This window comes from Pseudoalteromonas sp. 4NS20-0020, from assembly GCF_057554385.1.
This window is the reverse complement of the sequence record NZ_BAAJMI010000005.1, coordinates 453,587-478,230: the sequence shown is the minus strand read 5'-3', so window position 1 is coordinate 478,230 and position 24,644 is coordinate 453,587. Positions and strand designations below refer to the sequence as shown.

Genomic DNA, 24,644 nt, shown 5'->3' with positions numbered 1-24,644 from the left:
CCCAGCGATTTAGGAGGCTGACTTTTCACTAAAACGGTCAACCCATAATGCAATAATACCATCACCGGTAACATTACATGCCGTACCAAAGCTGTCTTGTGCTAAGTACAGTGCAATCATTAATGCCACAGCCCCTTCATTAAAGCCAAGCATGCTTGTTAAAAGCCCAAGCGCCGACATTACCGCACCACCCGGTGCGCCTGGCGCTGCAATCATCACAACACCGAGCATAAATATAAATGGCAACATGCCCATTAACGATGGCACTTCCATACCTGGCGATAAAAACATAACGGCCATGGCACACGTAACAATCGTAATCGTTGAACCCGACAAATGAATGGTGGCACATAAAGGTACAGTAAAGTTTGCTACGTCTTCTTTAACATTATTTGCTTTACTTGATTGCAACGACACAGGAATAGTTGCTGCACTCGACATAGTACCTAATGCAGTAAAATAAGCCGGTAGCATATTTTTAACTAATTCAAGTGGATTACGCTTCAATAAAATGCCTGTTGCAATATATAGAACACTTAACCATAGCCAATGCATTACAAGGGCTGCAATGAGCACCACGCCAAATGTTTGCAGCGTATCAACCACTGTGCCTGCTACAGTCATTTCAGCAAATACACCGGCAATATAAAACGGTAATGCCGGAATAATCACTTTTGACAATAACGCATCTATTACATCACGACCCTGATCAGATACTTTTTTTAGTGTGTCTAATTCAAGCTGGCTCATACCAATACCAAATATGAAAGCCGTAGCAAGCGCAGTCATCACCCCCATTAATGGTGGGATTTCTATATCAATAAAACTGCCTATTTCCGTGGCTACTTCAGCTTCAAATGTAATACCCCCACTTAAAAATGGGATAACAGCACTGACTAATAAAAAAGCAAGCGTGCCGGCAATGACGGTAGAGCTATATGCAAATCCAACCGTTTTACCAAGTAAGTGGCCAGAACCTTTAGGAAGCCCTGCAATACCAGAAGCAATAAAAAACAAAATAATAAGAGGAATAGTGAAGGAAATAATTTGACCAATTAACTCTTTAACCGTAAATAAGAGTTCAACACCTGTCAAAGGCACATAAAAGCCTACCAATATACCAGCCACAATGCCGGCAATTAACTTTAAAATTAACTTCATTTTTATTACTCAATTATTGTTAGATAAACGTTTTTATCATGTTTTGGTTAGCTTGTGTCATAAAACCGCTGAACTAAAGTTTGTTTGCATAAATAATCATCAATAAAAAGTGCATTTGACCTCGGTAAAGTATCATATTCAAAAATCACTCAATTTATTAGCCGTTAGGCCGCATGAGTGTCTGCGCCTATTTAAATATTTAAGCGTCTCTTTATTTTATTTATAGGTAAAAAGCCGACATAACAAACAAAAGCGTCTTATCATTAAATTAAATGTGCGCACCTAATAACAAAAGGCACAGCTAATATAGATTTTTATTTCACTTAGTTATAAGCTCAATAGATATATCTTATAGCCAAACTTTACTTTTATTTTTTTAAACTCTCAGTAAAGTGTCAACATATAGTTAGTAGCAAAGGCTATTAGCACGTTGATCAGATTGTATCCAAAGGAACATTATGTCTACTATTTTTGAAGATAACTCACTTAGTATCGGTAATACACCACTGGTAAAACTTAAACGTGTTACAGGTGGGAATGTATTCGCTAAAGTGGAAGCGCGTAACCCAAGCTTTAGTATAAAATGCCGCATTGGTGCATCGATGATTTGGGAGGCTGAAAAAGCAGGTCAGCTAACTGAGGGTAAAGAACTTATCGAGCCTACATCTGGTAATACAGGTATTGCATTGGCCTTCGTTGCCGCAGCACGTGGTTATAAACTAACGCTTACTATGCCTAACACTATGAGCTTAGAGCGTCGTAAACTTCTAAAAGCGTTGGGTGCTAACCTTGTGCTTACAGAGGGTGCTAAAGGTATGAATGGTGCAATCCAAAAAGCAAAAGAGATTCAAGCCACCGATCCTGAAAAGTATATCTTGCTACAGCAGTTTGAGAATCCAGCAAACCCAAAAATACACTTTGAGACTACAGGTCCAGAAATTTTTGATGCTCTTGACGGAAAAGTAGATTACTTTGTAGCAGGCGTAGGTACTGGCGGGACTATAACAGGTGTTAGTCGCTACCTTAAAACAGAAAAAGGTCTAAATGTTAAGTCTATTGCTGTTGAGCCAACTAATTCACCAGTGATCAGCCAAACACTTGCCGGTGAAGAAGTTAAGCCAGGGCCACATAAAATCCAAGGTATTGGCGCAGGATTTATCCCTGGAAACCTAGACATGAGCCTAATAGATGCTGCAGAGCAAGTATCTAACGAAGATGCAATTGCTATGGCACATGAGCTAATGAAAAAAGAAGGTATACTAGTGGGTATTTCATCGGGCGCTGCTGTAGTGGCAGCAAAACGCATTGCTGAAAAACCAGAAAATGCCGACAAAAATATAGTTGTAATTTTACCAAGTGCCACTGAACGTTACTTATCAAGCCCGCTATTTGATGAGGAATTTAGCGACCAAGAGCTTGTTCAATAAGCATAACTAACCATTTTTTTGAAAGGATGCTTAGGCATCCTTTTTTATTATTTACTCTGTAATATCTTTTATTTACCTTCCATGTCTTTACATATTAGCTAATTCACCACACACTTAAATAAAACTAACTAACAAAAATTAATATGAAAAAAATAACCTATTTAGTCAGCCTTATTCTGTGTTTGTTTTTAGTTGCCTGTGGCGATGATGTAAAAAAACTTGGCGATTCACCCGGAGACACTGCAACAGCCTACTTTGATGCCTTGTACAATCAGCAAGACCTTCAAAAAGCAACAACCATGGCAACACCCAACCTTACGCGAATCATGAAGTCGTACGGTACAGCTAAACAATTTACTCGTAACTTAGTTAACATGCAGTACGATGAGGTTATTATTGAAGTCGATATGACCAATATGAGTGTACGCGAACAGTATGGTGACAATGCTAAAATAAATCTTATTTTCACCGGTTATTTAAATGGTAACAAAATAGATGATATGCGTAGCGTAAAAATGCTACGTAAAAAAGGTAAATGGTATATCGACAAAATAGTTGCAGACCCATACGCACGTTAATCATTGTATTAAAAAAAGGCCTTACACATGTAAGGCCTTTTTTATTTACGGTTCAAATAATTAGCTACAACTCGCCTTGCTGAAAGTTATCAACCGCTATTGCTTGCTTACGTAGCTTATTGGCATGGTGCATAGCATCGGCATCGGTTTGCGTTACTAAATCATTGTCTAATGCAAAGTTAATCGCACCTTCAATATCGAGCGTTGCAGGAATATTGCCCTTGCGCTGCCATTGTTTTAAATCTTTGAATTGAGCCTGCATATCGTGCATAGCTAAAAATGCATTTTCCATTCCCCCTGTACCTGCGTTTTCATCTACATAACACAAATGAGTTAAGCGATTTCTAAACACACCTGGTTGTGTCATATGCTCGCAAATACGTTGTGCAATTTCATCGCTTGGTTTTTCGTAATGATTGCCAATTGGAAATACAATACGCTTAAGCACAAAATTAATAATTGGGTTTGAGAAATTTTTGAAAAAACCATCAAACGCTTGGCCAATTTCAAATAACGATGTTTCTATCGCATATTTAACAAAAGGTAAGTCTGCTTGTTGACGACCTTCGTCTTCATAGCGTTTTAAAACCGTAGAAGCTAAATACAACTGGCTCAATACGTCGCCTAATCGGGCAGATATCATCTCTTTGCGTTTAAGCTCACCACCTAACATTAACATGGCTACGTCGGTACAAATAGCCAAGCCTCTGCTCATTCTGCTTAGGTGCTTGTAGTAAACTGCGGTTTCGCCGCCAACAGGCGCTTTTGCAAAGTAACTACGTGTTAAACCATGTATAAAAGCCATGCTGGCATTACTTACCGCAAATAATATATGGTTCATTAATAAACCATCAAATTGATTCAGAGCAGCATCGTCGTCTTCAAGTGCAGCTGCCTCCATTTCTTTTAGAACAAAGGGATGACAACGGGTCGCTCCTTGGCCAAATATCATTAAATTTCGAGTTAAAATATTTGCGCCTTCTACCGTAATAGACACCGGTATTCCCATATAACCATGTGCCAGATAGTTATTTGGCCCCACCTGAATGCCTTTGCCTGAATGAATATCCATCGCATCATTCATGACTGTACGACCCATTTCAGTCATATGGTATTTGGCAATAGCAGTGACAACCGAAGGGCTAAGCTTTAAATCGATTGCGCCAGCCGTCATTAACCGACATGACTCTAGCGTGTAAGTTAAACCACCAATGCGAGCAAGTGCTTCTTGCACACCTTCAAATTGCCCAATAGATACACCAAATTGCTGGCGAACTACGGCATATGCTGAAGTCATTTTAGCCGCTAAGTGACCGGTTGCAGCACTTAAAGCCGGCAGCGAAATACCACGCCCTGCACTTAAACACTCCACCAGCATGCGCCATCCACGCCCCGCACACTCTTGCCCACCAATAATCCAGTCAAGCGGAATAAACACGTCTTCACCATAAGTTGTACCGTTCATAAATGCCATATTAAGTGGGTAATGGCGCTCACCTGTTTTAACTCCTGGGTGATCGGTTGGAATAAGTGCGCACGTAATACCAAGCTCTTTTTCGTCTCCTAATAAACCATCGGGGTCATACATTTTAAAAGCAAGTCCTAATACTGTGGCAACGGGTGCAAGGGTAATGTAACGTTTTGACCAGTTTAAACGTAGGCCAATTACTTCTTCACCATTGTGCTCTCCTCTACATACAACACCAGAGTCTGGAATGCTACCGGCATCAGAGCCTGCTTCTGGGCCTGTAAGTGCAAAGCATGGAACATCTTCACCATTGGCAAGCGTTGGTAACCAGCGGTCTTGTTGCTCTTTAGTACCGTAATGCAGCAATAGCTCACCTGGCCCTAAACTATTTGGCACCATTACGGTAACCGCCGCAGTTAAACTCTTAGTCGAAATTTTTGACACAATGGTTGAATTAGCAATCGCCGAAAACTCTCGCCCACCAAACTTTTCAGGAATAATTAATGCAAAAAAACCTTCTTTTTTTAAGTAATCCCACACTTCTTTTGGCAAGTCTTTGTCTTTTTGCACTATTTGGTAATCATCTAGCATCGCCATTAGGGTCTCAACCTGATCAGCCATAAATGCGTTTTCTTTTTCGCTCAATTCTGGCTTTGGAAAATTGTGTAATTTTTTCCAATCAGGGTTACCACTAAATAGTTCTCCATCCCACCAAACATCGCCTGCTTCCATAGCCTCTCGCTCTGTTTGCGAAAGCGGTGGAAGTACTTTTTTAAACATTTTAAACGTGGGTCTACTGATCAGGTTTAAGCGGATATCTTTAACAGCAAAAATAACCACCATAACAACCAGTAAAATGATAAATACCGACATGCCTACATTCCTTTAACATTAGAAATTAATAACCTAAGTATGACCCATCTTAGTTTAAATACAATCATTGCAAATACGCTGTCTACTAAGCCTGTAAATTAGGGAATAAAGAATAAACTAGTCTGTAATTATTAATTTTGATATGGGTAAAGCAACTAAAAAATAAAAAGTATAAGCCTTATTAATACAAAAGCCCGCTGCATGAGCGGGCTTATATTTCAATTAAGCTGAAAACTTAAATTGCGTTATTCATTAAAACTGAAAACGCATGTTTGCAAAGTAAGCATCATTATCAGAGTCATCGGCATTGTTTTCGTAACCTACTTTAAAGCCAATATTTTTGTTAATGAAGTGCTGAGCACCAAAGCTGTAGGTATCTTGTTTATCGTAGCTTGCAAATACAGAGGTCGCTTTTGAGAAATAGTAATTCGTTTCTGCCACCCATTGGTTTTCAGCATCATCAATGCTTTCGTATTTACCTTCAAATGTTAAGTAGTTACCTTGCTGTAAATCAATAAAGTATTTAGCAGCAACGGCGCGGTAATCAAAATCATCATCCGCAGTAACAGTTACACCAATGTAATCGGTACTGTTAAGCATATGGTTATACGCTAAATCGAATAAAGCGAAGTCTTCGCCATCTTTATTTTCAACTAGCGTCACTTTTGCAAGCAAATCTGGGTTAAAAAAGTAACCACCTGAAATTGTATATGCTTCGTTATGATTGCCAACATCAAGGTTTGTGTATGATGCACCAATAACAAATTCATTAATAAAGTATTCACCACCAACTAACGTTGTATCGCTAAAGTCGTCATCAGCGTATGCGCCGTAAATGTTGCTTTGTTTATTAATGTATTCAAATTGGTCGTACGGGCCTAATGTTTTTTTAGGTGATAGGTAATAAATAGAATCTACAGCAACGGTATCGTTATTGTCGCTATCTTTGTAACTTAAGTTACTGATTGAGTTATAGCTGTCTGCAGCAGCCGCAGTGCTAGATAATAAAATGCTTGAAATAATAACTGCTAATTTTTTCATTGTAAGACTTCCCTATGTACATTGCGTTTTATGCTTTAGCTAAATTACTAAAGTGGGCACATGCTAACGCCGGGAAACTGAATGAAAACTTAATTAAGCCATTGTATTTGTTGAGTTAATTGTAAGGAGATGTAAGAAACTGTAAAATTAAAGTAGTTGCAACATTTAGTCAACAACTACTTAAAGTAGTTGTACAATTATAGAGCGTGTTGGCTAATTACTCTATAAACTTCATTAATGTTATCGCCTGCTTTAAACTCTTTTGTAAGTGGCGTTGGGTCAGAGCCAATCCAAATTTTAAGTTCAGCATCCAAATCAAAGTGCCCTGCACTCTCTTTGCTAAACTTGGTAATTTTAGAGTAAGCAATACTCACCATTTCCATTTTAGAACCAGTTACACCTTGCTTATCAATTAAAATTAAGCGCTTATTAGTAAAAATGAACATATCGCGAATAACTTTATAGGCTTTTTCGACGTGCTCACCCTCAATTAATGTATTAGCGAGTACTTTTTCTAAATCAGAATCATCAACTTCGCTTGCGTTACCCATTAATCCGCTTAATAAACCCATTATACTTTCTCCTGTTTAAAAATTTGATTTTCTAATGTATGGCCATTAACCAATTGCCTGTATTGCCAATTATGTTGGTGGCAAAACTGTAATAGTGCAATATCAAGTGCCTGCTCAGATTGTGTGTATTCAATAACATACTCTTTGTGTTGGCTCATATAAACAGAGCTTACACCATTGAGTAACTGTAACTGTTGCTCAACGTTTTCATACATCTCGTTTAGCATTAATGTGTAAAAGTGTTTGTCGGTTTGATTTACTTTTGTTTGGTGCTCACTCAATACGCCTTTATCTAAATGCAGCACTTGGGAACATAACCGCTCAAGCTCAGTTAAATCGTGCGAACTTAAAATAAAGGTTGCTTCAGAGCTCAACGTTGACACCAACTCACGTACTTCTCTGGCATGAATAGGATCAAGTCCTGCGGTTGCCTCATCTAGCATAACAATTTGCGGCGAACCAATAAGAGCCTGCGCTATTGTTACACGTTTGCGCATACCATGAGATAAATCACCTGCACGGTTTTTAGCAATTTCACGCAGCCCAACTAAATCAAGCACGCGCAATGCTTCTGTTTGGCTTTGCTTGGTACTCATACCTTGTAATTTGGCGTAAAAAGCAAGTTGTTTATCTATATTAAAACGCGGATCGAGCTGCGCATCTTGTGGTAAAGCACTGACCTTATTAAATAAGGCGGCACTGCCGGGTTTATGGCCAAGTATTTCAAGCTCACCATTGCTGGGCGCTATATAGCCGCATAACAAACTAAATAATGTCGTTTTACCCGCACCATTTGGGCCAACTAGAGCAACAGGAGCACCTTGCTCAATTTCAAAGTTCACATTATTAAGCGCAAGTTTAGACCCATACGACTTACTTAAATTACGCCCTGTAATTAATGGATTCATAGTGAGCTCCTTGCAAAAATACGTTGAGCCACTGCCAGTAACACAGCTGTTTGTACAAGTGGTATTCCCACGGCACTTAATAATGGCAGGTTTTGACCGGCGAGTTGCTCTATTTGTACACCCGGGAATAAATAATCAAGCACGCTTAATGCAGGTATTTGCCATTGTAGTAAACCCACTACAATTCCACCCGCTGTAAAATATAAAATAGCGAGTACAATTGATAACCGCGATGAACGTGCAAAAGTATTAATTAAAGTCATTAACGCCACAAATGGTGCAAATGTAACTATAAGAATTGAAAATATCGACACAGCGCGGCCAACGCCCCCTACCAACAAACTCGGATCGCGATACCCTAATACCGCTAATGTAGCCACAAGAGTAATTGCGACCAAACACGTTAATACAGCTAATTGCCCTATAAACCGGCCAAACAAAATTTCAAATCGGGTTGAACGCAATGATAAAAACCTCAGTGTACCGCGCTCTCTGTCACCCACTGTTTGGTCACTACAAATAAATAAACTAAACACAGGAAAACTGTACAAAGCAATTAGCCAATACATAGCAAACTCAGCTTCAGGCCAATCAAGAAGTTTACTCAAGCCAATTGAGCCTGAAATATCACGAGCTATTTGCTCAAAGTTTGGGGAGCTAATAATGCTCACAGCTTGCCCTATCGGGTAGCGTAAAATAATTAACCAAACGAGTGCAAATGCTGCAAGTGCTATAAGCCCACGTTTAGTTAAAAACATACGTACAAGCTCAAATCCCGCAATTTGCGTTAATCGCCCTACGTTTATTGGTAATGGTGTTGCCATTGACTATCCTTAATGACGTTGCTCATGCTTTAGTTCAAAGCCTAATATAACTACCCTAAGTGTAAACACCTTGAATTACCAGCAAAAAAAAGCCCACGAAGAGTGAGCTTTGTAACAAACCATTAAAATGTAACTAGCGCGTAATTATAAATGCTGCTTGTATACCTCAAGCGCTTGGCTTAAATCGGCTAACAAGTCGTCGATATCTTCAAGGCCAATATGCAATCTAATAACCGGTCCTAAATCCCACCCGGTGGTTGAACGCAGTCCTTTCATTGTTAAGTTAGCGGTAACTAAACTTTCAAAGCCACCCCACGAAAAACCCATTTTAAAATGCTGAAGGCTATCTAAAAATGCATCTATCGCTTTTTGATTCCCTGTTTTCATAACTATTGAAAACAACCCATTACTGCCATCAAAATCGCGCTTAAAAAACGCATGCCCAGGGCAGCTTTCAAATGCAGGATGGCGAATATGATCAACTAACTCATGTTGCTCAAGCCATTTTGCCACCTCTATCGCCGCCTTTTCATGCTGATTTAAACGCACGCTCATCGTGCGTAAACCGCGCAGTGCTAAGTATGCATCGTCAGCACTTGTACACTGGCCTAATAAGTAAGAATGCTCGCGCAGCGTTGGCCAATATTTTTTATTAGCCACTGCAACCCCCATCATTACATCCGAATGGCCAACAATGTACTTTGTTGCCGCTTGAATACTAATATCTACGCCATGTTCTAGCGGACGGTAATGAAGACCGTTTCCATAGGTATTATCCAGCATGGTCATTACATTATGTTCTTTGGCTACGTTTACCATCGCAGGGACGTCTTGAATTTCCATCGTTATGGAGCCTGGCGATTCTAAAAATAACACCTTGGTATTTGGCTTAATATAATCTTTTATGCCTGCACCAACTGTTGGCGGATAATAAGTAGTGGTAATACCTAGGCCTGCTAAAATTTTATCGCAAAAATCGCGAGTAGGCTCATACGCATTATCAACCATTAAAATATGGTCGCCACTTTTTAAAAACGACAATAACGCTTGGCTAATTGCAGCAGCCCCGCACGGATAAAGTGCACACCCTTCACCGCCTTCTAAATCGGTAATTGCTTCTTGTAATGCAAAATGGGTGGTTGTGCCACGACGCCCATAAAAAAGGGTTTTATCGCCACGCTTCTTCGCCGCTTCTTTAAGTTCTGCAACCGAATCAAATACCACCGTTGATGCGCGCTGCACAACGGGGTTTACTACACCATGGGTGTAAGCTTTTTTGCGCCCAGATGACACAAGCTGAGTATTTTTATTACTGTTACTCGACATGGTTATTCCTTATGGATTAGTACGCCAATGTTCAATTAAATAGCGAGAAATAGAATCAGTACGAGGAAGTTTTAAATGATCTCCTTCGTCATGCCAATTACCAAAGTTTGCCAAATCTTCACGGCTAAACCACCTAGCATCATCAAGCTCATCTTTATCTACGTTAATTTGCTCAGAGGTTGCCTTTGCAAAAAAGCCAAGCATAATAGATGAAGGAAATGGCCATGGCTGAGACGCCACATAGGTTACATCATCAACGTCAATCCCTGCCTCTTCTTTTACCTCACGGGCAACAGCTTGCTCTAAAGTTTCACCTGGGTCTACAAAGCCGGCTAATGACGAATACATTCCCGTGGGCCACATTGCTTGGCGGCCAAGCAAACATCGCTCAATGCCATCATCAAACGTTTTAGTTACAACCATAATTACCGCAGGATCGGTACGAGGAAAGGTGGGGTGTTTACAGCGCTCGTTTACACATAAACGAGAATGTCCCGCTTCAACTAAGTGGTTTTTACTGCCACAGCGCCCACAAAAACGATGAGTTGCATGCCAATAACAAAGCCCGCGGGCAAGTGCAGCAATCGAGCCCTCTTTTATATCAACAAGTGGGCCCTGTTTACGAATGTCCATAAACTCTGCGCCACTTATTATGGGGGTAAGTGTTGTGTCATCAATAGTTGATACATCGAGGGCAAACACCCCCTGTTGTGTGGTGTTTAAGCCTAAAAATAGCGCATTGGTTAAGTTTAGCTGTGCAATTTTCTCGTACGGTAAAAACTTTATTTGAGGCGTATTTTTAATAAATAATGTCTCGTTGTTTTTTACCAAAAGCCACACGCTTTGCGACGACAATTGACCTTTGAGCCATATTGGGTCTTTTCGCACATTGGAGCATCTATCAAGTGGCATATCACTGTAGTTGAGCATGTAAATCCTTAATTACTCGTTATCGCTTAAAATTAACATAACCGACGAGCAAACCCAATTTATTACAGCAACAATAAAGCCTATATTAAACTATATAGGCTCTGTATTAAAAACTCTCATGTTGCAGACACTTAGCCTCTTTTTTTAAGCTTTAAAGTAATAAACTATCATCAATCAAATGAAACTGCTCCGCACTTTGTTTGAGTACTTCAGCGGTTAACTTATCTGCTCCATAAACATCACACGGCACATTATATTGATTTTTTAAATGCCCAAGTAACAGTGCAAAATCGCCATCGCCAGAGAGTAAAATTACTTTATCGAGATTTTTTCCATGCTCTAACATATCTATCGTTATGCCTACATCCCAGTCGCCTTTTGCACTGCCATCTCGGCGCTGAATAAACGGCTTTAGTTTTACCTCAAACCCAATCGCTCTCAAAATATTTTGAAACTGATTTTGCTTTTCATCTCCACGATAAATAGCGTAAGCAAACGCACAATCTATTTCGTACTGCTCCTGGATAACTCGCCAAAAAGCATTGTAATCAAAGTTTTTGCTATAGCTTTCTCTACACGTGTAATAAATATTTTGTACGTCAACAAATATACCTACACGCGGTTTAATGTTTTGCTGCGAGTTAAATGAAGTCATGTAATGCCCTAGTTAGAATAATAGCCATAGCCAAATAATTTAAACTCAGTGTACCTTGCTATTTGCTTTTAAGTAACCTAAATTAGTTACATAACGCTATGTAACCATTTTTGGTTACATTTAAAAAAGTAACTAATTTGGATTGTTATGATTGGTGTGATCAGCGGCGATATTATTAAATCGCAAACTATTCCTAAACAGCAATACGATGCCATGCTTTATGAGCTAGAGCAAAGTTTACGTTGTATATCGGGCGAGAGTACACTTTGGAATATTTATCGAGGCGACTCTTTTCAATTACAAATTAATGACCCTGAGTATTTGTTTAAGCATGCCGTTTTAATTTATTTATATTTGAAGGCATCAGGGTACGAAGTCAGACAAAGTATGGCTATTGGGGAAATAGATAACCCGCGCAATGATATAAAAACAGCTACAGGTTCAGCATTTACTCTTTCGGGTCATGGCCTTGATAAAATAGCCAATCAACGGTTTTTATTTAATACGCCTCCTCAAAACATCCATGAAAGTTTAAACCTTAATTTAGCCTTTGCTGATGTACTCCTAACTAAAATAACCCAAAAACAAGCCAATGCTTTGTACGCCTATTTAACCAGTACAGATAATAGCCATGCAGCTTTAGCAAAAGATCTTAAAACCAGCAGAGAAAACGTAACTAAGCTACTTAATTTAGCCCATTACCAACTTATCGAACGATTTTTAGAGCATGCGAGCAACATTATAAAAAATATAAATCAAGGGAGATGCTAATGGCTTTTTCGCTTTTACTCGTAGCCCTAATTATTGGCCATTTATTGGCTGATTTTTACTGGCAACCTATGAGCTGGGTTAACGACAGAAACTCCCGCCACTTCAAGGCAACTAAACTGTATTTTCATGTATTGGTTCATGGGGTCACTAGCGCAATAATTATTAGCGCGTGGGAATACACTTATGGCTGGCAACAAATTAGCAGTGTTGTAATAGCAACCGCCGTTATTATGCTTAGTCATTACGCAATTGATATAGCCAAATCTTACTCAAGCAAAGGTGTCGTGCCCTTTTTAATGGATCAATTTGCCCACATAGCCGTAATAATCTACTTAAGCGTATGGCTGAGCGATAATACACACTTTTTAGACACCCTATATTCACTTGTCACTAACCCAAATGTGTTGTGGGTTGTGTGCGGTTATTTAATTATTTTAAGCCCAAGTGCAGTATTTATTAGAATGATGCTAGAGCGTTTAACGGGTAACTTTAGCAGTAAAGGCAGCTTAGTACTTGCAGGGCAAAGTATTGGCATGTTGGAGCGCGTGTTAATGCTGAGCTTTATTTTACTCGATCAATTTGCGGGTGTTGGATTTTTATTAGCGGCTAAGTCGGTCTTTAGGTTTGGCGATTTAAGCGCCAGTAAAGATAAAAAGCTCACTGAATACGTAATGTTAGGCACACTACTTAGCGTAAGTGTGACTTTGTTTGTAGGTTTAATGGTAAAGTATTTAATACATTAAAAAACGCGCTACCGTTTAAAGTAAGCGCGTTTGTATTAAAACTAACTAAACCTAATTAGTCATTATTATTTGGACGGCGACGGCGCTGACCGTTTCCGCCTACCGACTGGCGCTTTGCCCAAGGGTTTTGTGCGTTATCATCTTTTTTAGCGGCAGGCTTTTTAGAGCCACCACGACGAGGGCCAGTACCGTTGCCGCCATTATTTGGCTTTTTACTATTTGGCTTACTGCTATCAGATTTAGGCTTGTTAAAAGGTTGCTTTTTCTTTGGCTTTTTAGCAGGTAATGGGCGTGCGTCTAATGCGCGTTCTGCTACTGGGTTTACTGGTTCAAAGCCCTCTTCTTCAGCACGAGGAATAAGCTCACCAATAAAGCGTTCAATACCGTATAAATCGACTGCATCATCAACTGTAACAAACGAAATTGCATGGCCCGATGCACCCGCACGTCCTGTACGGCCAATACGGTGAACATAATCTTCATACACATTTGGTAAGTCGTAGTTAACAACATGCGGAAGCTCAACAATATCAAGGCCACGTGCCACAATATCAGTGGCTACAAGTACACGTACTTCGCCACTTTTAAAACCATCTAACGCTTTTACACGTGCGCCTTGCGATTTATTACCATGAATAGCTGCGCCTGCGATATCGTCGCGCTCAAGTTGTTTAACCAATCGGTTTGCACCGTGCTTAGTGCGGCTAAATACTAAAACTTGCTGCCAATCGTTACTACGAATTAAATGACTTAGTAAAGCTGTTTTACGGCCTTTATCTACCGCGTAAACGCTTTGCGTTACACTTTTAGCTGTGGTGTTTTTTGCAGCGACTGAAATTTCAACCGGATCGTTTATTAATCCTTTAGCTAACGCTCGAATATCATCTGAAAACGTTGCCGAAAACATGAGGTTTTGGCGCTTAGCAGGCATTTTAGCAATAAGGCGTTTAATGTCGTGAATAAACCCCATGTCGAGCATGCGGTCGGCTTCATCTAAAACGAGCACTTCTACGCTATCAAACTTAACGGCATTTTGATTATGTAAATCAATTAAACGCCCAGGCGTTGCCACTAAAATATCGACACCTTTACGAAGGCGCTGCATTTGCGGGTTAATTTTAACCCCACCATACACTACAAACGAACTCACATTTGAATGCTTAGCGTACTCTTCAACGTTTTCACTTACCTGAAGTGCAAGTTCACGGGTAGGCGCTAAAATAAGCGCACGTACATGGTTACTTTTTGCTTTTGGACCCGTAGATAAACGTTCGATAAGTGGAAGCGTAAAACCCGCAGTTTTACCTGTGCCAGTTTGTGCTGCCGCCATTACATCGCGACGCTCTATAATTGCAGGAATTGCTTGAGCCTGAATTGGCGTTGGCGTTTCATAGCCCTTTTCTAAAACCGCATTAACTAAAGACTGTGATAAACCTAGACCTTCAAAACTCATATAAACTCTCTTTTAAATAAGGCCAAAACGGCCAGTTGCGCGCATTATACCTGTCGTGAGCTAGAATGCATGCCATTATTTACTTTGCACTCAATTGAAGCCATATATTACTAAGCTTAAAACGCAAAAAACGGCTAAAAGCCGTTTTTTGTAAATGCTTAGAAACCTAAATTAAGGCTTAATTAAGCTCAGGTATTACTTAACACCTAGCTCGCGTAAACGTTCTTGCAAGTAGCTATCTGCGGTGTAACGCTCTGAAAGTACAACATCTGGGCGCGGGTGTAAAAACAACGGTAATGAAATACGCGACTTAGTTGACGCTTTGCCCGTTGGATTAATAACTCGGTGAATAGTAGACGGGAAATAACCGCCAGATGCTTCTTGCAGCATATCGCCAATGTTAATAATTAAGCTACCAAAATCACATGGTACATCTAACCAACCGCCGTCTGTTTTTTGAACTTGTAAGCCCGGCTCGTTTGACGCTGGTAATACAGTTAGTAAGTTTATATCGCCATGTGCAGCTGCGCGAATTGCGCCTGGCTCTTCATCACCTGTCATTGGTGGGTAATGTAGAATACGTAGCAATGTTTGATCAGAGTCTGCAATCATGTCTTTTAGATCAATCGAAAACTTAGCACGCACATCGGCAGGCGCCTCAGCTTGAACCCAGCTTAAAAGTGTTGCAGCAAACTCGTTTGCTAAGCGGTAGTACTCACGTACATCAGCTTCAAGTTCGGCAGGTACACGCCCTTTTGGATAAACATGAAAGTACTCTTTTATGTCTTTAACGGTAAAGCCTTTAGCTACTTCAGACACAGAAGGCGGAAAGTAACCGTCTTGTGTTTCTTTAGAGTATAAAAAGTCGTGCTTTTGCTCTGAGTTAAAAAAGTCTTGCCAGTTTTTGTAAATAGACTCAACTAAAGACTGTGGAATTGGGTGATTTTTTAAAACACCAAATCCAGTATTTCTTAACGATTCAACAAATTGTGCAGCCGCATCGGGAGCTTTATAATCAACAGTAGGTAATTGCATTGTACGTTCCAGTGAATAGGTTATTTGAAGTTAGGTACTTCAAGTACTTTTATGTATATAAAGTAGCAAGGACTTCATTATAGCGCCATGCGAGGATAGACAAACAGCCCCAAAAACATAAGGACATATGTCCGCAAAGCGCCCCCATCAAAGGGTGCGTTGATCAAGATCAATAAATAAAAGCGATTGAATTTGCACACATTGATGCATATGTATGGTCTAGTATTACAACGTATTTTATTTGTTCAAAAAGGCGACCCATGCGACAAAAAGTATCTTTTAAAAGTGGTAATTTAGAACTTGCCGGACAACTTGAACTCCCCGATGGTGAAGTAAAATTTTATGCCCTCTTTGCCCATTGTTTTACCTGCGGTAAAGACATTGCAGCAGCAACACGTATTAGTCGTGCTTTAACACAGCAAGGAATCGCTGTACTTCGTTTCGATTTTACCGGCCTAGGCAACAGCGATGGCGACTTTGCAAACAGTAACTTTTCATCGAACATTCAAGACTTAGTATCTGCTGCTGATCATTTACGAGCGCACTTTAAAGCACCGCAATTACTCATTGGTCACAGTTTAGGGGGTGCCGCAGTGCTTGCTGCTGCACAATATATTCCTGAGGTGACAGCTATTACAACCATTGGCGCACCGTCAGATGCCCAACATGTAGCACATAATTTTGAAGCCCATTTAGATGAAATAAACGCAGCTGGCGAAGCAAAAGTGAGTTTAGCTGGCCGTGAATTTACCATTAAAAAGCAATTTATAGACGATATAGCTAAATACGATAAAAGCCACATAAGTAAACTTAAACGCGCTTTATTAGTCATGCACTCACCGGTTGATACAACCGTAAACATTACTGAAGCTGAAAAAATTTACGCATCCGCTAAGCACCCAAAAAGCTTTATAAGTCTAGATAACGCCGATCATTTACTGACTAATAAAAACGATGCCGACTACGCAGCCAGTATAATTGCGACCTGGGCTAATAGGTATGTTGAGTAAGTCATGTTCACTTTTAGCCTAGGTATTTTCTAAAGTATCTAGGCAGTCATTTTACCAACCTCCGCCTCCACCACCTCCACCACCACCTCCGGAGAAACCACCACCACCGGAAAAGCCTGAACTGGACATAGAGGATGCAACCGCTGAAGCCCCTAGGGCTGAGTAACTCATACTGTCTATACAGCTAAGGAACTCTGTCTGGTCTGAAAAATTACCTAAGAACCATGTAGATTTATATCTATATGGGTTAAGAGATTCAGATACTTTTATTTTTTGACGTTTTTTCAGTTTTCTAAATTGTGCTCTTTTAAGCCTCAGCGCATCATCAAATCGCTCCGACCACTCATCTTGTAACTCAAGCGAAACCGCATAAGGTAGAAGTTGCTCATATACGGCTATAGTAAGCAAATTATCCTCTTCAGGCTTTTTTTTAGCTGATATGTATTCTTTTATTTGCTTTGCGCTTGAGAGTAATGGCTTGCCGTATTGAGTAGGTCCACGATTCAAAGTTAATGCTGTTAGGAAAAACAGCAGTAAAAAAGCCACAGATATCGATAACAAAGGTAAAAAACTACATAAAAACCACATCCAAGGGAGCCATGTAACACATACCATTAAGCCCTTCTTTTCCCACTGTGGCTCATTATTCTCATCTTTTTCCTCGAATAAACTCTCGTAAATACCCAACCATAATATCGCAACAGGAAAAGTGACAAGCAAAACAAGAGGGCCATAAAAAATGTCACTCCAATCTGAAACCCCCAATAATAATTGTAAGCCAACAAAAAAACACGACAGTGCTAATGTTAATAAAGTGTATTTAATATTCCATGTAAAAATACTTGTCGATTTTAAGTCTTTACTTAACGCACCAGAGAACTGGCTAAGAAGTTTTTTATTTAGTTTTCTATTTTTACGAGAAATTTGATAGCTACCTCCCTGCTTTATTACCCAATCAAGAATGCACTGCTCACTTTTTGGTAAAGAAGTGTCAGTGAGACTATCCTTGAGCGATAGTGTTAATATGTGGGTATAGTAAGAGCCTTCTTTAATAGCACTATCGCATGGATGAGATTCATACGATATATCCAGATAGCCTTTAATAGCCAAGTTAGTGCTGGCTGCAACCAACTCTGCCGTGCTGCTGCCTATGATTACTGCGTGATTTAATATGTAATTAATGATTGCAGGAGTAACTTCTTTGGGAATATTCATTACATCTGGGGCAATAATGCTTTCATCAGGGTATACCCCAACCTTACGCCATGACCAATAAACAAAGCTTCCCACTGTAACTACAAACGTGATTAGCAAAACCCATTCTAACCAACCTAATAAAAATATAAAGTAAGATACCGAAGATTCATCTATTATGCCTTTTGGAAGGGCTACAACAACGGTCATTCCCTGACCTCGACCTAATTCACTTATTGCAGTAAATTTAACCTGATTCGGCTTAGGGTTTTCATCAAGATAATCTTGGGCGGTCTCTGAGTATTGGCCTGTATACGCTTTCCATTTTAATGCTTTTGATTGCTCTGGTAGATTAACAACAACCGTTGATTTTTCTATTGTTGTTACCCAATGGTGAGGAATTGCATTAAAGTAAAGCTCATCATAATGCTTAAAAAATCGAATTTCATTTGATAACTGATAAGAAATAACAAATTTAGCAGGCCCATGCTCCAATTTTTTTGCAGAATCACCCACTTTAATAACTGCTTTTCCATTTGAGATAGTGGCTTCGTAAGGTGTTTGCGCATTGTTTAACTGAGCATCTAGCATTTTAAAACCAGCTAAGTATTTACCACCGTACTGACCCTCAAGTAATAATGGAATACGCCTATAAATACCGTGTTTAAATATATAACCACCAGCATTTATATCAAATTGCTCAGTAACAATAAGGTCGCCATTTGATTTAATATCAATTATTACATGCAACCCAGTTGTCGAATCAGGTTCACTTGCCTTAACATAAAACATCGACATAATAAAAATTAAAAAAACGATGTTTCCTTTCACTAAATACTTCATTGTTTATTAACTCCTTTTAAAAATATATATCCATCCAAGATGATAGTTAATATATCAAAAATTCATTTATCGTTTTTCTCATTTTGTTTACCAGCCAGTCAGGACCACCATCATACATATCGTTATGGCGCGATTTTTCTATACGTAATTGAGTAACCGGAAACTCACTCAACTCTTTTTCGCTTAAAAGCACACCGACATCTGCCGGGTAATCAATACCTCTAAGGGTAAGTACACGAATATCTTTATTACGAGGCAGTAACATGCGGCGATGATCAAGCGTAATTAAATCACTGACTTCATCAGGATACATTGCAGCATACAAGGCTGAAATATCTCCACCATTAGAATGACCAAATAAAGTGAGCTTTGAAAAATCATACTCTGTGTATTTGGCTGCTAATTTATTGACTAAAAACTTAAGGGTGACCACACCGCGGTGCCAGTTCTCCATGCGAGTTGCCATATAAGGTGGATGCACATTTAACATAGGATCTGTTTTTAGTTCATGGCCCACTGCAATGGCTAAATAGCCTTGTTTGTTAAATTCATCACTGGCAAAAGTATAGCTATTGTGACCCATACCATACCCTGCATTAATAAAGGCAACTGGGCATTTATTTTGTTTGCTGCATTTAACGTTATTTGTTGGCAACGAAATGCTAATTGGGATCTCACGATCACGGCTAATGTCTGTAATATATGTTTCGCTGGCATAGGAGCTTACACATGTGAAAAGAAGTGTGAGGTAAAAAAGTGTTTTATGCATATTACTTAACGTATTGTTTATTATAATTAATGCGGGTTAGTTTAGGCGTTTTATACTATTAATGACAGCCTTAAAAGTAATAGTAGTCTGTGTGGTTATACCAAATTTATTTACATTTAAATTGCAAGTTAATAAATGTTGAAAAAGACTAACAGCCGCAAACGCAAAATTGTGCGATAATAGAGGCAATTGTTCCAATATACTCAGTAAAAGATCCAATACATGAAATCATACAGCACCATTGAACAGCGCATTGAAATTCTAGAAGAAAAGTTAGCCTTAATTAATGATGAAATTAGCACATTAAAAACACCCGCTAAAAACAACAATGAACGGATTATATTTAAGTTTATTGAAACCGGCAGTACAGGTAAAACAAAGGACTTTGTTCGTGAATTAGGAATTAAATCACCGCGTGATGGGCTGTTTTCATCTGGTGATGTTACTGCTTTAATTAAAAATGGCGCTGACGATATTTCGCCGGCGTTACTAGCAATTGCTAGGCAACTAGCCAGTGCACGCAATAAAAATGGTCCTAGCCGATAATTAAACAACGCATGTAACGTTTAGAAGCTTAGGCATCGTCTTTGCTTCTAATGTTTTAGTTACACTTTTTACTTAACGCTTTCCTCTTCACAATTATCAATGGCTGTAGTCGCCTCTCTCTGGCAAATCTTTTCTTAGCGCAAGCACTGCAATATAAATAAGCCCAAATAATGGAAATAATGCTAAGCACCCGCCTACAAAAGCTAAAACACCTGGGCTGGTGCTTTTTCGCTTGCCAATTTTGTAGCTAATAAGCGCAAAAATAGGAATACAAAATAAGATGAAAAATGTTAAAAACTCGCCAAATAAAGTGAGATTAATTGACATGGGAATTCCTTTTCATAGTGGTTAAATTATAATCTGCGCTAAATTTAACCACAAAAAAACCCTTAAGCAAACAACTTAAGGGTTTTAAATTCAATGCTGTAAACTCAGCTCAAATTACTCTTCGCTAGCGGCTGATTTTTCTACCACACTGATTGAAAGCTCAGTTAACGAATCATTGTTCGCTTTACTTGGCGCGTCGGTTAATAAACAAGACGCTTGTGTAGTTTTAGGGAAAGCAATAACGTCACGAATGTTATCTGTTCCGCATAAAAGCATAACTAAACGGTCTAGACCAAATGCTAAACCTGCATGTGGCGGTGTACCGTATTTAAGGGCATCAAGTAAAAAGCCAAATTTGTCTTGTTGCTCTTGTGCATCAATTCCTAAAATTCTAAATGCTGCTTCTTGCATATCTGCATTATGTATACGTACCGAGCCACCGCCCACCTCGTAGCCGTTTAATACCATATCGTAGGCATCTGAGATAGCCGCTGCAGGGTTTGCTTCAAGCTCACTTGCGCTAATATCTTTTGGTGCAGTGAACGGATGGTGCACAGCGTGTAATGTGCCTTCGTCGTCTTCTTCAAACATTGGGAAGTCTACAACCCAAAGTGGTGCCCAACTGTTAAGATTAGTGATTTCTAGATCTACACCAATTTTAAGGCGTAGTGCACCCATGGCTTCATTTACTGTGTTGCGCTTATCTGCACCGAATAGAATGATATCGCCAGTTTGTGCATTAGTACGCTCAAGTAACTGTGTGATCACATCTTCGTTTAAGAATTTAGCGATTGGCGATTGCACGCCTTCAGCGCCTGCATCACGGTCGTTTACTTTCATCCATGCTAAGCCTTTAGCACCGTAAATACCAATAAACTTAGTGTAATCATCAAGTTGCTTACGCGAAAGCTTAGCGCCACCAGGTACTGTTAATACAGCAACACGGCCTTTTTCGTCGTTTGCAGGGCCTGAGAATACCTTAAACTCAACATCTTTTACTAAATCAGCAACGTCTACTAATTTCATTGGGTTACGTAAGTCTGGCTTATCAGAACCATATAAGCTCATTGCCTCAGAGTAAGGCATAATCGGGAAGTCGCCTAAGTCAACGTTGAGTAACGATTGCCACATTTCACGGATCATTTTTTCAGTCATACCACGAACTTGATCCGAGCTCATGAACGAGGTTTCTAAATCTATTTGAGTAAATTCAGGTTGGCGATCGGCACGTAAATCTTCATCACGGAAACATTTAACAATTTGGTAGTAACGGTCAAAACCTGACATCATCAACAATTGTTTAAATAATTGTGGCGATTGCGGTAATGCGTAAAAGCTGCCTTTATGCACACGGCTTGGTACTAAGTAATCGCGTGCACCTTCTGGCGTTGCTTTTGTAAGTACCGGTGTTTCGATATCTAAAAAGCCGTTTTCATCTAAAAAGCGACGAACAAAGCTGCTTGCTTTAGCACGTAATTTAATGCGGTCGCTCATTTCTAAGCGACGAAGGTCTAAGTAGCGGTACTTTAAGCGGCGCTCTTCAGAGTTTGTTTGGTTAAAATCAAGCGGCAATGGCTCTGAGCGGTTGATAATTGTAAGCTCGGTGCCTAAAATTTCCACTTCGCCTGTTGCCATGTCTTTATTTACTTGGCTTTCTGGGCGAGCACGTACAACCCCTTTTAACTGAACACAAAATTCTTGGCGAAGCTTGTTCGCTGTATCCATGAGTCCTTCAACTTCTGGATCGAATACAACTTGTACTAAACCTTCTCTATCGCGTAAATCGACAAAGATAAGTCCACCAAGGTCACGTCGTTTGTTGATCCAGCCACATAGTTCAACTTCTTGATCTACGTGAGTTTTATTTAGCTGTCCGCAGTATATAGAGCGCATAGTTTTCCTGTCAGATAAAAGGCTTCAACGGTAAAAATTATTTGTTTTTATAGGCGCATAATTTAAAAAAGAGCTACCACACTTCAAATAAAGCCGTAAGCAATCTAAGAATATTCAAATTAAGCCCTGCATTATACCCAAGTAGGTTGAAGATGCTAGGCGTGTTTGGTGTGTTGGTGTTAATTTAAAGCAGGCGCTGTTGGTATTTGCTACACTGGCGCCACGATGTAATTTATCAGCTATTTCTTATGTTATATATTGGATGCCCTCAGTGGTCTAGCAGTGCATGGAAAGGCAATTTATTTTCAAGCCAATGTAAAAACGCCGACATGCTAAGCCAATACGCACAGCATTTTAATTCGGTAGAAGGTAACACCAGCTTTTACGCCGACCCATCACCTAGTACTGTTTTGCGCTGGGCGCAAAGCGTACCTGACAATTTTAGATTTACCTTTAAATTCCATCGTCGTTTTAGCCACGAGCTAGCGCTTAGCAACGTGCAAAAAGAGCTTACCGACTGGCTTACATTATTTGCTCCTTTACTTGAAAAAACAGGGCAAATAATGCTGCAATTACCCAAAGCATTTGGCCCGAACGATTTACCCAAACTGGCGCAATTTATCAGCTTGCTCCCCAAAGAACTTACTTACGGTATAGAGGTTCGTCATATTGAATTTTTCAAAAAAGGCGAAGCCGAGGTAGCACTCAACCAACTATTAATGGCTAATAACATAAATCGTATTTCAATGGATACACGAGCGCTTTTTGCAGTAAAGCCAACCACCGAAGCGCTAATAGACGCCCAACAAAAAAAACCTCACTTACCAGTGCATGCAATAGCTACTGGCTCGCAGCCTATGGCCCGATTTGTAATCGCTGATTTACAAAACGACTATCAAGCCTTTTATAAACCGTGGCTGAGTAAAGTAAAACAATGGCTTGATGAGGGTAAATCCCCTTATGTGTTTTTTCATACAGCCGATAATCGTGAGTCGCCACTACTTGCACGTCAATTTTGTAAAGATCTTGGGTATAATCACCCAGTACTCAACCCGTTCAGCGGCGAAAAAGAAGCGCAGCAGCACGCCCTGTTTTAAAATTAAAACAAAAATATAGAGACATAAAAATGAGTGAATACGCCCGTTACTTTACAGGCTACCCTGCAAATATTGTTGAGCAAGTATTAAGTCTTATTAGTAACAATAAGGTATGTGACTACTTACTTAAAAAATACCCAGATGCACATACTATTACTAGCGACAAACTGCTTTACAGCTACGCAACAGAACTTAAAAAGCAGTATTTAAAAAATGCGCCACCGTTTGGTCGCGCGGCGTTTAAAAAACAAGGCGACATGGTAACTAACGCATTGGGTACACACACCTACCGTATGCAAGGTAAAACCCGTAAACACGATTTAGCAATAAACAGCGATTTACTGCGCTCCCCCGAGCCATTATTAAAAGCGCTGGTTGTGCACGAACTAGCCCATTTTAAAGAAAAAGACCACAACAAAAGCTTTTATAAGCTGTGTTGCCACATGGAGCCACAATACCACCAGCTAGAGTTAGACTTACGGATTTTTTGTGTGGTGGTGGCGATGGGAGAGAATCCTTATGGCTAAGGCTCTATTAAATACAACCTTATCCAAAAGAGTTAGTAGTCAACTTTATGTGCTAAACAATTTAAGGAATTAAAAATGGGTTTAAGAGATTTAGGACTTTTTCTAGAATTTGTGATTGAAATATACCCACTACTTTTTTTAATCATAAGTATCTTCGCTGTCTATCTAAGTTTTAAAATGCTTTCAAATGCAAAAGCATCTAGAGCACATGAAGAAAGAATGAAATTAGCTGAAGTAAAAATGAATATTAGAGCTTTATTTGCAAAATCGATTGATAACCTTACTGATGCATATGACCAACACAGCTTAGTCTGTGCGAAATTAGAAGTCTCTTTTCCTAACTTTGCATCTTTAAACATAGATAAACATAAAAAATTGCTTGAACAATCAAAAGAACAAAAAAAAGAGATGGAGGAAATGTATAGAAACTATATTGAAAATGTTGAACATTCAATTGCTCTCGAGGACTCAATCAAATTTCTTTTACAGCTACAAGGCAGCTACTTTGTTTCTCCTAGGAATAATATATCCACGGAAAAGTTCTTTAATGATATGTTACAAAGAGCTGAACATATAGAAAAATCACTTTCTGATAATAAAAGTAAGCGTTTTAGAAATCGATGTGACTTTCACAATTAGCTAGTCATTTAAATAAAAAACGCGATTTAACATC

General features: G+C 39.4%; 23 protein-coding genes and 1 pseudogene. 9 read left to right on the top strand and 15 right to left on the bottom strand.

Translation table 11 applies throughout. The features are described from left to right. Positions 1-9 precede the first annotated feature (9 nt). Positions 10-1,161, bottom strand: coding sequence for a dicarboxylate/amino acid:cation symporter (locus AC27JL_RS15400; protein ID WP_006794016.1), 1,152 nt, complete (start codon positions 1,159-1,161; stop codon positions 10-12). 458 nt (positions 1,162-1,619) lie between these two features. Between AC27JL_RS15400 and cysK the strand changes: the two genes are divergently transcribed. Both cysK and AC27JL_RS15390 read left to right on the top strand, forming a co-directional pair. Further along, a complete protein-coding gene (cysK, locus tag AC27JL_RS15395; RefSeq protein WP_487195990.1) occupies positions 1,620-2,588 on the top strand; it encodes a cysteine synthase A in 969 nt (322 codons plus the stop codon). 143 nt (positions 2,589-2,731) lie between these two features. Further along, entirely contained in the window at positions 2,732-3,166 is a 435-nt protein-coding gene (locus AC27JL_RS15390; RefSeq protein ID WP_006794018.1) for a hypothetical protein, read from the top strand. Positions 3,167-3,230: 64 nt separating this feature from the next. Here the strand turns inward: AC27JL_RS15390 and AC27JL_RS15385 are convergent, their stop codons facing one another. The 8 genes from AC27JL_RS15385 to AC27JL_RS15350 all read right to left on the bottom strand — a co-directional run bounded on the left by AC27JL_RS15385 (position 3,231) and on the right by AC27JL_RS15350 (position 11,763). Beyond that, positions 3,231-5,507, bottom strand: coding sequence for an acyl-CoA dehydrogenase (locus tag AC27JL_RS15385; protein WP_487195989.1), 2,277 nt, complete (start codon positions 5,505-5,507; stop codon positions 3,231-3,233). 252 nt (positions 5,508-5,759) lie between these two features. Beyond that, positions 5,760-6,548 (bottom strand): putative porin, encoded by a 789-nt coding sequence (locus AC27JL_RS15380; protein ID WP_487195988.1) that lies wholly within the window; start codon positions 6,546-6,548, stop codon positions 5,760-5,762. A 197-nt stretch (positions 6,549-6,745) separates the two neighbouring features. Beyond that, on the bottom strand, positions 6,746-7,120 hold the full coding sequence (locus tag AC27JL_RS15375) for a PH domain-containing protein (RefSeq protein ID WP_006794021.1): 375 nt from the start codon (positions 7,118-7,120) through the stop codon (positions 6,746-6,748). Further along, positions 7,120-8,028, bottom strand: a complete 909-nt coding sequence (locus tag AC27JL_RS15370; protein WP_010557097.1) for an ABC transporter ATP-binding protein — start codon at positions 8,026-8,028, stop codon at positions 7,120-7,122. The genes AC27JL_RS15375 and AC27JL_RS15370 overlap by 1 nt, the downstream gene beginning before the upstream one ends. Beyond that, positions 8,025-8,852, bottom strand: a complete 828-nt coding sequence (locus AC27JL_RS15365) for an ABC transporter permease subunit (RefSeq protein WP_008132232.1) — start codon at positions 8,850-8,852, stop codon at positions 8,025-8,027. The genes AC27JL_RS15370 and AC27JL_RS15365 overlap by 4 nt, the downstream gene beginning before the upstream one ends. A 144-nt stretch (positions 8,853-8,996) precedes the next feature. Continuing rightward, positions 8,997-10,178 carry a cystathionine beta-lyase gene (locus AC27JL_RS15360; RefSeq protein ID WP_487195987.1) on the bottom strand — a complete coding sequence of 394 codons (1,182 nt, stop codon included), beginning with the start codon at positions 10,176-10,178 and terminating at the stop codon, positions 8,997-8,999. 9 nt (positions 10,179-10,187) lie between these two features. Beyond that, positions 10,188-11,108 carry an NAD(+) diphosphatase gene (nudC, locus tag AC27JL_RS15355; RefSeq protein ID WP_487195986.1) on the bottom strand — a complete coding sequence of 307 codons (921 nt, stop codon included), beginning with the start codon at positions 11,106-11,108 and terminating at the stop codon, positions 10,188-10,190. 151 nt (positions 11,109-11,259) lie between these two features. Next, positions 11,260-11,763 (bottom strand): LabA-like NYN domain-containing protein, encoded by a 504-nt coding sequence (locus tag AC27JL_RS15350; protein WP_243531053.1) that lies wholly within the window; start codon positions 11,761-11,763, stop codon positions 11,260-11,262. 147 nt (positions 11,764-11,910) lie between these two features. Between AC27JL_RS15350 and AC27JL_RS15345 the strand changes: the two genes are divergently transcribed. Together AC27JL_RS15345 and AC27JL_RS15340 are read left to right on the top strand one after the other, a co-directional pair. Further along, positions 11,911-12,534 (top strand): hypothetical protein, encoded by a 624-nt coding sequence (locus tag AC27JL_RS15345; RefSeq protein ID WP_487195985.1) that lies wholly within the window; start codon positions 11,911-11,913, stop codon positions 12,532-12,534. Then, a complete protein-coding gene (locus AC27JL_RS15340; protein WP_487195984.1) occupies positions 12,534-13,277 on the top strand; it encodes a DUF3307 domain-containing protein in 744 nt (247 codons plus the stop codon). The genes AC27JL_RS15345 and AC27JL_RS15340 overlap by 1 nt, the downstream gene beginning before the upstream one ends. 55 nt (positions 13,278-13,332) lie before the next feature. Here the strand turns inward: AC27JL_RS15340 and AC27JL_RS15335 are convergent, their stop codons facing one another. Then, on the bottom strand, positions 13,333-14,730 hold the full coding sequence (locus tag AC27JL_RS15335; protein ID WP_487195983.1) for a DEAD/DEAH box helicase: 1,398 nt from the start codon (positions 14,728-14,730) through the stop codon (positions 13,333-13,335). 195 nt (positions 14,731-14,925) lie between these two features. Continuing rightward, a complete protein-coding gene (locus AC27JL_RS15330) occupies positions 14,926-15,765 on the bottom strand; it encodes an isopenicillin N synthase family dioxygenase (protein WP_006794030.1) in 840 nt (279 codons plus the stop codon). 260 nt (positions 15,766-16,025) lie between these two features. Between AC27JL_RS15330 and AC27JL_RS15325 the strand changes: the two are divergent. Next, positions 16,026-16,772: pseudogene (locus AC27JL_RS15325) on the top strand (alpha/beta hydrolase family protein); the annotation flags it as partial. Between the two features lie 54 nt (positions 16,773-16,826). On the opposite strand, the gene AC27JL_RS15320 reads toward AC27JL_RS15325, so the two are convergent. Next, positions 16,827-18,812, bottom strand: a complete 1,986-nt coding sequence (locus AC27JL_RS15320) for a DUF2207 domain-containing protein (RefSeq protein WP_487195982.1) — start codon at positions 18,810-18,812, stop codon at positions 16,827-16,829. A 46-nt stretch (positions 18,813-18,858) separates the two neighbouring features. Continuing rightward, positions 18,859-19,581 carry an alpha/beta fold hydrolase gene (locus AC27JL_RS15315; RefSeq protein WP_487195981.1) on the bottom strand — a complete coding sequence of 241 codons (723 nt, stop codon included), beginning with the start codon at positions 19,579-19,581 and terminating at the stop codon, positions 18,859-18,861. Between the two features lie 222 nt (positions 19,582-19,803). Here AC27JL_RS15315 and AC27JL_RS15310 point away from each other — a divergent pair, with 222 nt between their 5' ends. Next, positions 19,804-20,127, top strand: coding sequence for a hypothetical protein (locus AC27JL_RS15310; protein ID WP_006794033.1), 324 nt, complete (start codon positions 19,804-19,806; stop codon positions 20,125-20,127). A 96-nt stretch (positions 20,128-20,223) separates the two neighbouring features. Here the strand turns inward: AC27JL_RS15310 and AC27JL_RS15305 are convergent, their stop codons facing one another. Together AC27JL_RS15305 and aspS are read right to left on the bottom strand one after the other, a co-directional pair. After that, entirely contained in the window at positions 20,224-20,454 is a 231-nt protein-coding gene (locus tag AC27JL_RS15305; RefSeq protein ID WP_010557107.1) for a hypothetical protein, read from the bottom strand. 114 nt (positions 20,455-20,568) lie between these two features. Beyond that, positions 20,569-22,347 (bottom strand): aspartate--tRNA ligase, encoded by a 1,779-nt coding sequence (gene aspS / locus AC27JL_RS15300; protein WP_487195980.1) that lies wholly within the window; start codon positions 22,345-22,347, stop codon positions 20,569-20,571. A gap of 248 nt (positions 22,348-22,595) precedes the next feature. Here aspS and AC27JL_RS15295 point away from each other — a divergent pair, with 248 nt between their 5' ends. The 3 genes from AC27JL_RS15295 (at position 22,596) to AC27JL_RS15285 (ending at position 24,610) form a co-directional block, all read left to right on the top strand. Continuing rightward, positions 22,596-23,444: a DUF72 domain-containing protein gene (locus AC27JL_RS15295; RefSeq protein ID WP_487195979.1), complete on the top strand. Its 849-nt coding sequence runs from the start codon at positions 22,596-22,598 to the stop codon at positions 23,442-23,444. 29 nt (positions 23,445-23,473) lie between these two features. After that, positions 23,474-23,971: a M48 metallopeptidase family protein gene (locus AC27JL_RS15290; protein WP_487195978.1), complete on the top strand. Its 498-nt coding sequence runs from the start codon at positions 23,474-23,476 to the stop codon at positions 23,969-23,971. 75 nt (positions 23,972-24,046) lie between these two features. Next, complete coding sequence (locus AC27JL_RS15285) at positions 24,047-24,610, top strand: hypothetical protein (protein ID WP_487195977.1); 564 nt, start codon at positions 24,047-24,049, stop codon at positions 24,608-24,610. The last annotated feature ends 34 nt before the right edge of the window (positions 24,611-24,644 follow it).

Excerpts from the sequence above, each read along its gene's own strand:
- AC27JL_RS15400 (WP_006794016.1), bottom strand. The coding sequence starts at position 1,161 with ATGAAGTTAATTTTAAAGTTAATTGCCGGCATTGTGGCTGGTATATTG.
- cysK (WP_487195990.1), top strand. The coding sequence starts at position 1,620 with ATGTCTACTATTTTTGAAGATAACTCACTTAGTATCGGTAATACACCA.
- AC27JL_RS15390 (WP_006794018.1), top strand. The coding sequence starts at position 2,732 with ATGAAAAAAATAACCTATTTAGTCAGCCTTATTCTGTGTTTGTTTTTA.
- AC27JL_RS15385 (WP_487195989.1), bottom strand. The coding sequence starts at position 5,507 with ATGTCGGTATTTATCATTTTACTGGTTGTTATGGTGGTTATTTTTGCT.
- AC27JL_RS15380 (WP_487195988.1), bottom strand. The coding sequence starts at position 6,548 with ATGAAAAAATTAGCAGTTATTATTTCAAGCATTTTATTATCTAGCACT.
- AC27JL_RS15375 (WP_006794021.1), bottom strand. The coding sequence starts at position 7,120 with ATGGGTTTATTAAGCGGATTAATGGGTAACGCAAGCGAAGTTGATGAT.
- AC27JL_RS15370 (WP_010557097.1), bottom strand. The coding sequence starts at position 8,028 with ATGAATCCATTAATTACAGGGCGTAATTTAAGTAAGTCGTATGGGTCT.
- AC27JL_RS15365 (WP_008132232.1), bottom strand. The coding sequence starts at position 8,852 with ATGGCAACACCATTACCAATAAACGTAGGGCGATTAACGCAAATTGCG.
- AC27JL_RS15360 (WP_487195987.1), bottom strand. The coding sequence starts at position 10,178 with ATGTCGAGTAACAGTAATAAAAATACTCAGCTTGTGTCATCTGGGCGC.
- nudC (WP_487195986.1), bottom strand. The coding sequence starts at position 11,108 with ATGCTCAACTACAGTGATATGCCACTTGATAGATGCTCCAATGTGCGA.
- AC27JL_RS15350 (WP_243531053.1), bottom strand. The coding sequence starts at position 11,763 with ATGACTTCATTTAACTCGCAGCAAAACATTAAACCGCGTGTAGGTATA.
- AC27JL_RS15345 (WP_487195985.1), top strand. The coding sequence starts at position 11,911 with ATGATTGGTGTGATCAGCGGCGATATTATTAAATCGCAAACTATTCCT.
- AC27JL_RS15340 (WP_487195984.1), top strand. The coding sequence starts at position 12,534 with ATGGCTTTTTCGCTTTTACTCGTAGCCCTAATTATTGGCCATTTATTG.
- AC27JL_RS15335 (WP_487195983.1), bottom strand. The coding sequence starts at position 14,730 with ATGAGTTTTGAAGGTCTAGGTTTATCACAGTCTTTAGTTAATGCGGTT.
- AC27JL_RS15330 (WP_006794030.1), bottom strand. The coding sequence starts at position 15,765 with ATGCAATTACCTACTGTTGATTATAAAGCTCCCGATGCGGCTGCACAA.
- AC27JL_RS15320 (WP_487195982.1), bottom strand. The coding sequence starts at position 18,812 with ATGAAGTATTTAGTGAAAGGAAACATCGTTTTTTTAATTTTTATTATG.
- AC27JL_RS15315 (WP_487195981.1), bottom strand. The coding sequence starts at position 19,581 with ATGCATAAAACACTTTTTTACCTCACACTTCTTTTCACATGTGTAAGC.
- AC27JL_RS15310 (WP_006794033.1), top strand. The coding sequence starts at position 19,804 with ATGAAATCATACAGCACCATTGAACAGCGCATTGAAATTCTAGAAGAA.
- AC27JL_RS15305 (WP_010557107.1), bottom strand. The coding sequence starts at position 20,454 with ATGTCAATTAATCTCACTTTATTTGGCGAGTTTTTAACATTTTTCATC.
- aspS (WP_487195980.1), bottom strand. The coding sequence starts at position 22,347 with ATGCGCTCTATATACTGCGGACAGCTAAATAAAACTCACGTAGATCAA.
- AC27JL_RS15295 (WP_487195979.1), top strand. The coding sequence starts at position 22,596 with ATGTTATATATTGGATGCCCTCAGTGGTCTAGCAGTGCATGGAAAGGC.
- AC27JL_RS15290 (WP_487195978.1), top strand. The coding sequence starts at position 23,474 with ATGAGTGAATACGCCCGTTACTTTACAGGCTACCCTGCAAATATTGTT.
- AC27JL_RS15285 (WP_487195977.1), top strand. The coding sequence starts at position 24,047 with ATGGGTTTAAGAGATTTAGGACTTTTTCTAGAATTTGTGATTGAAATA.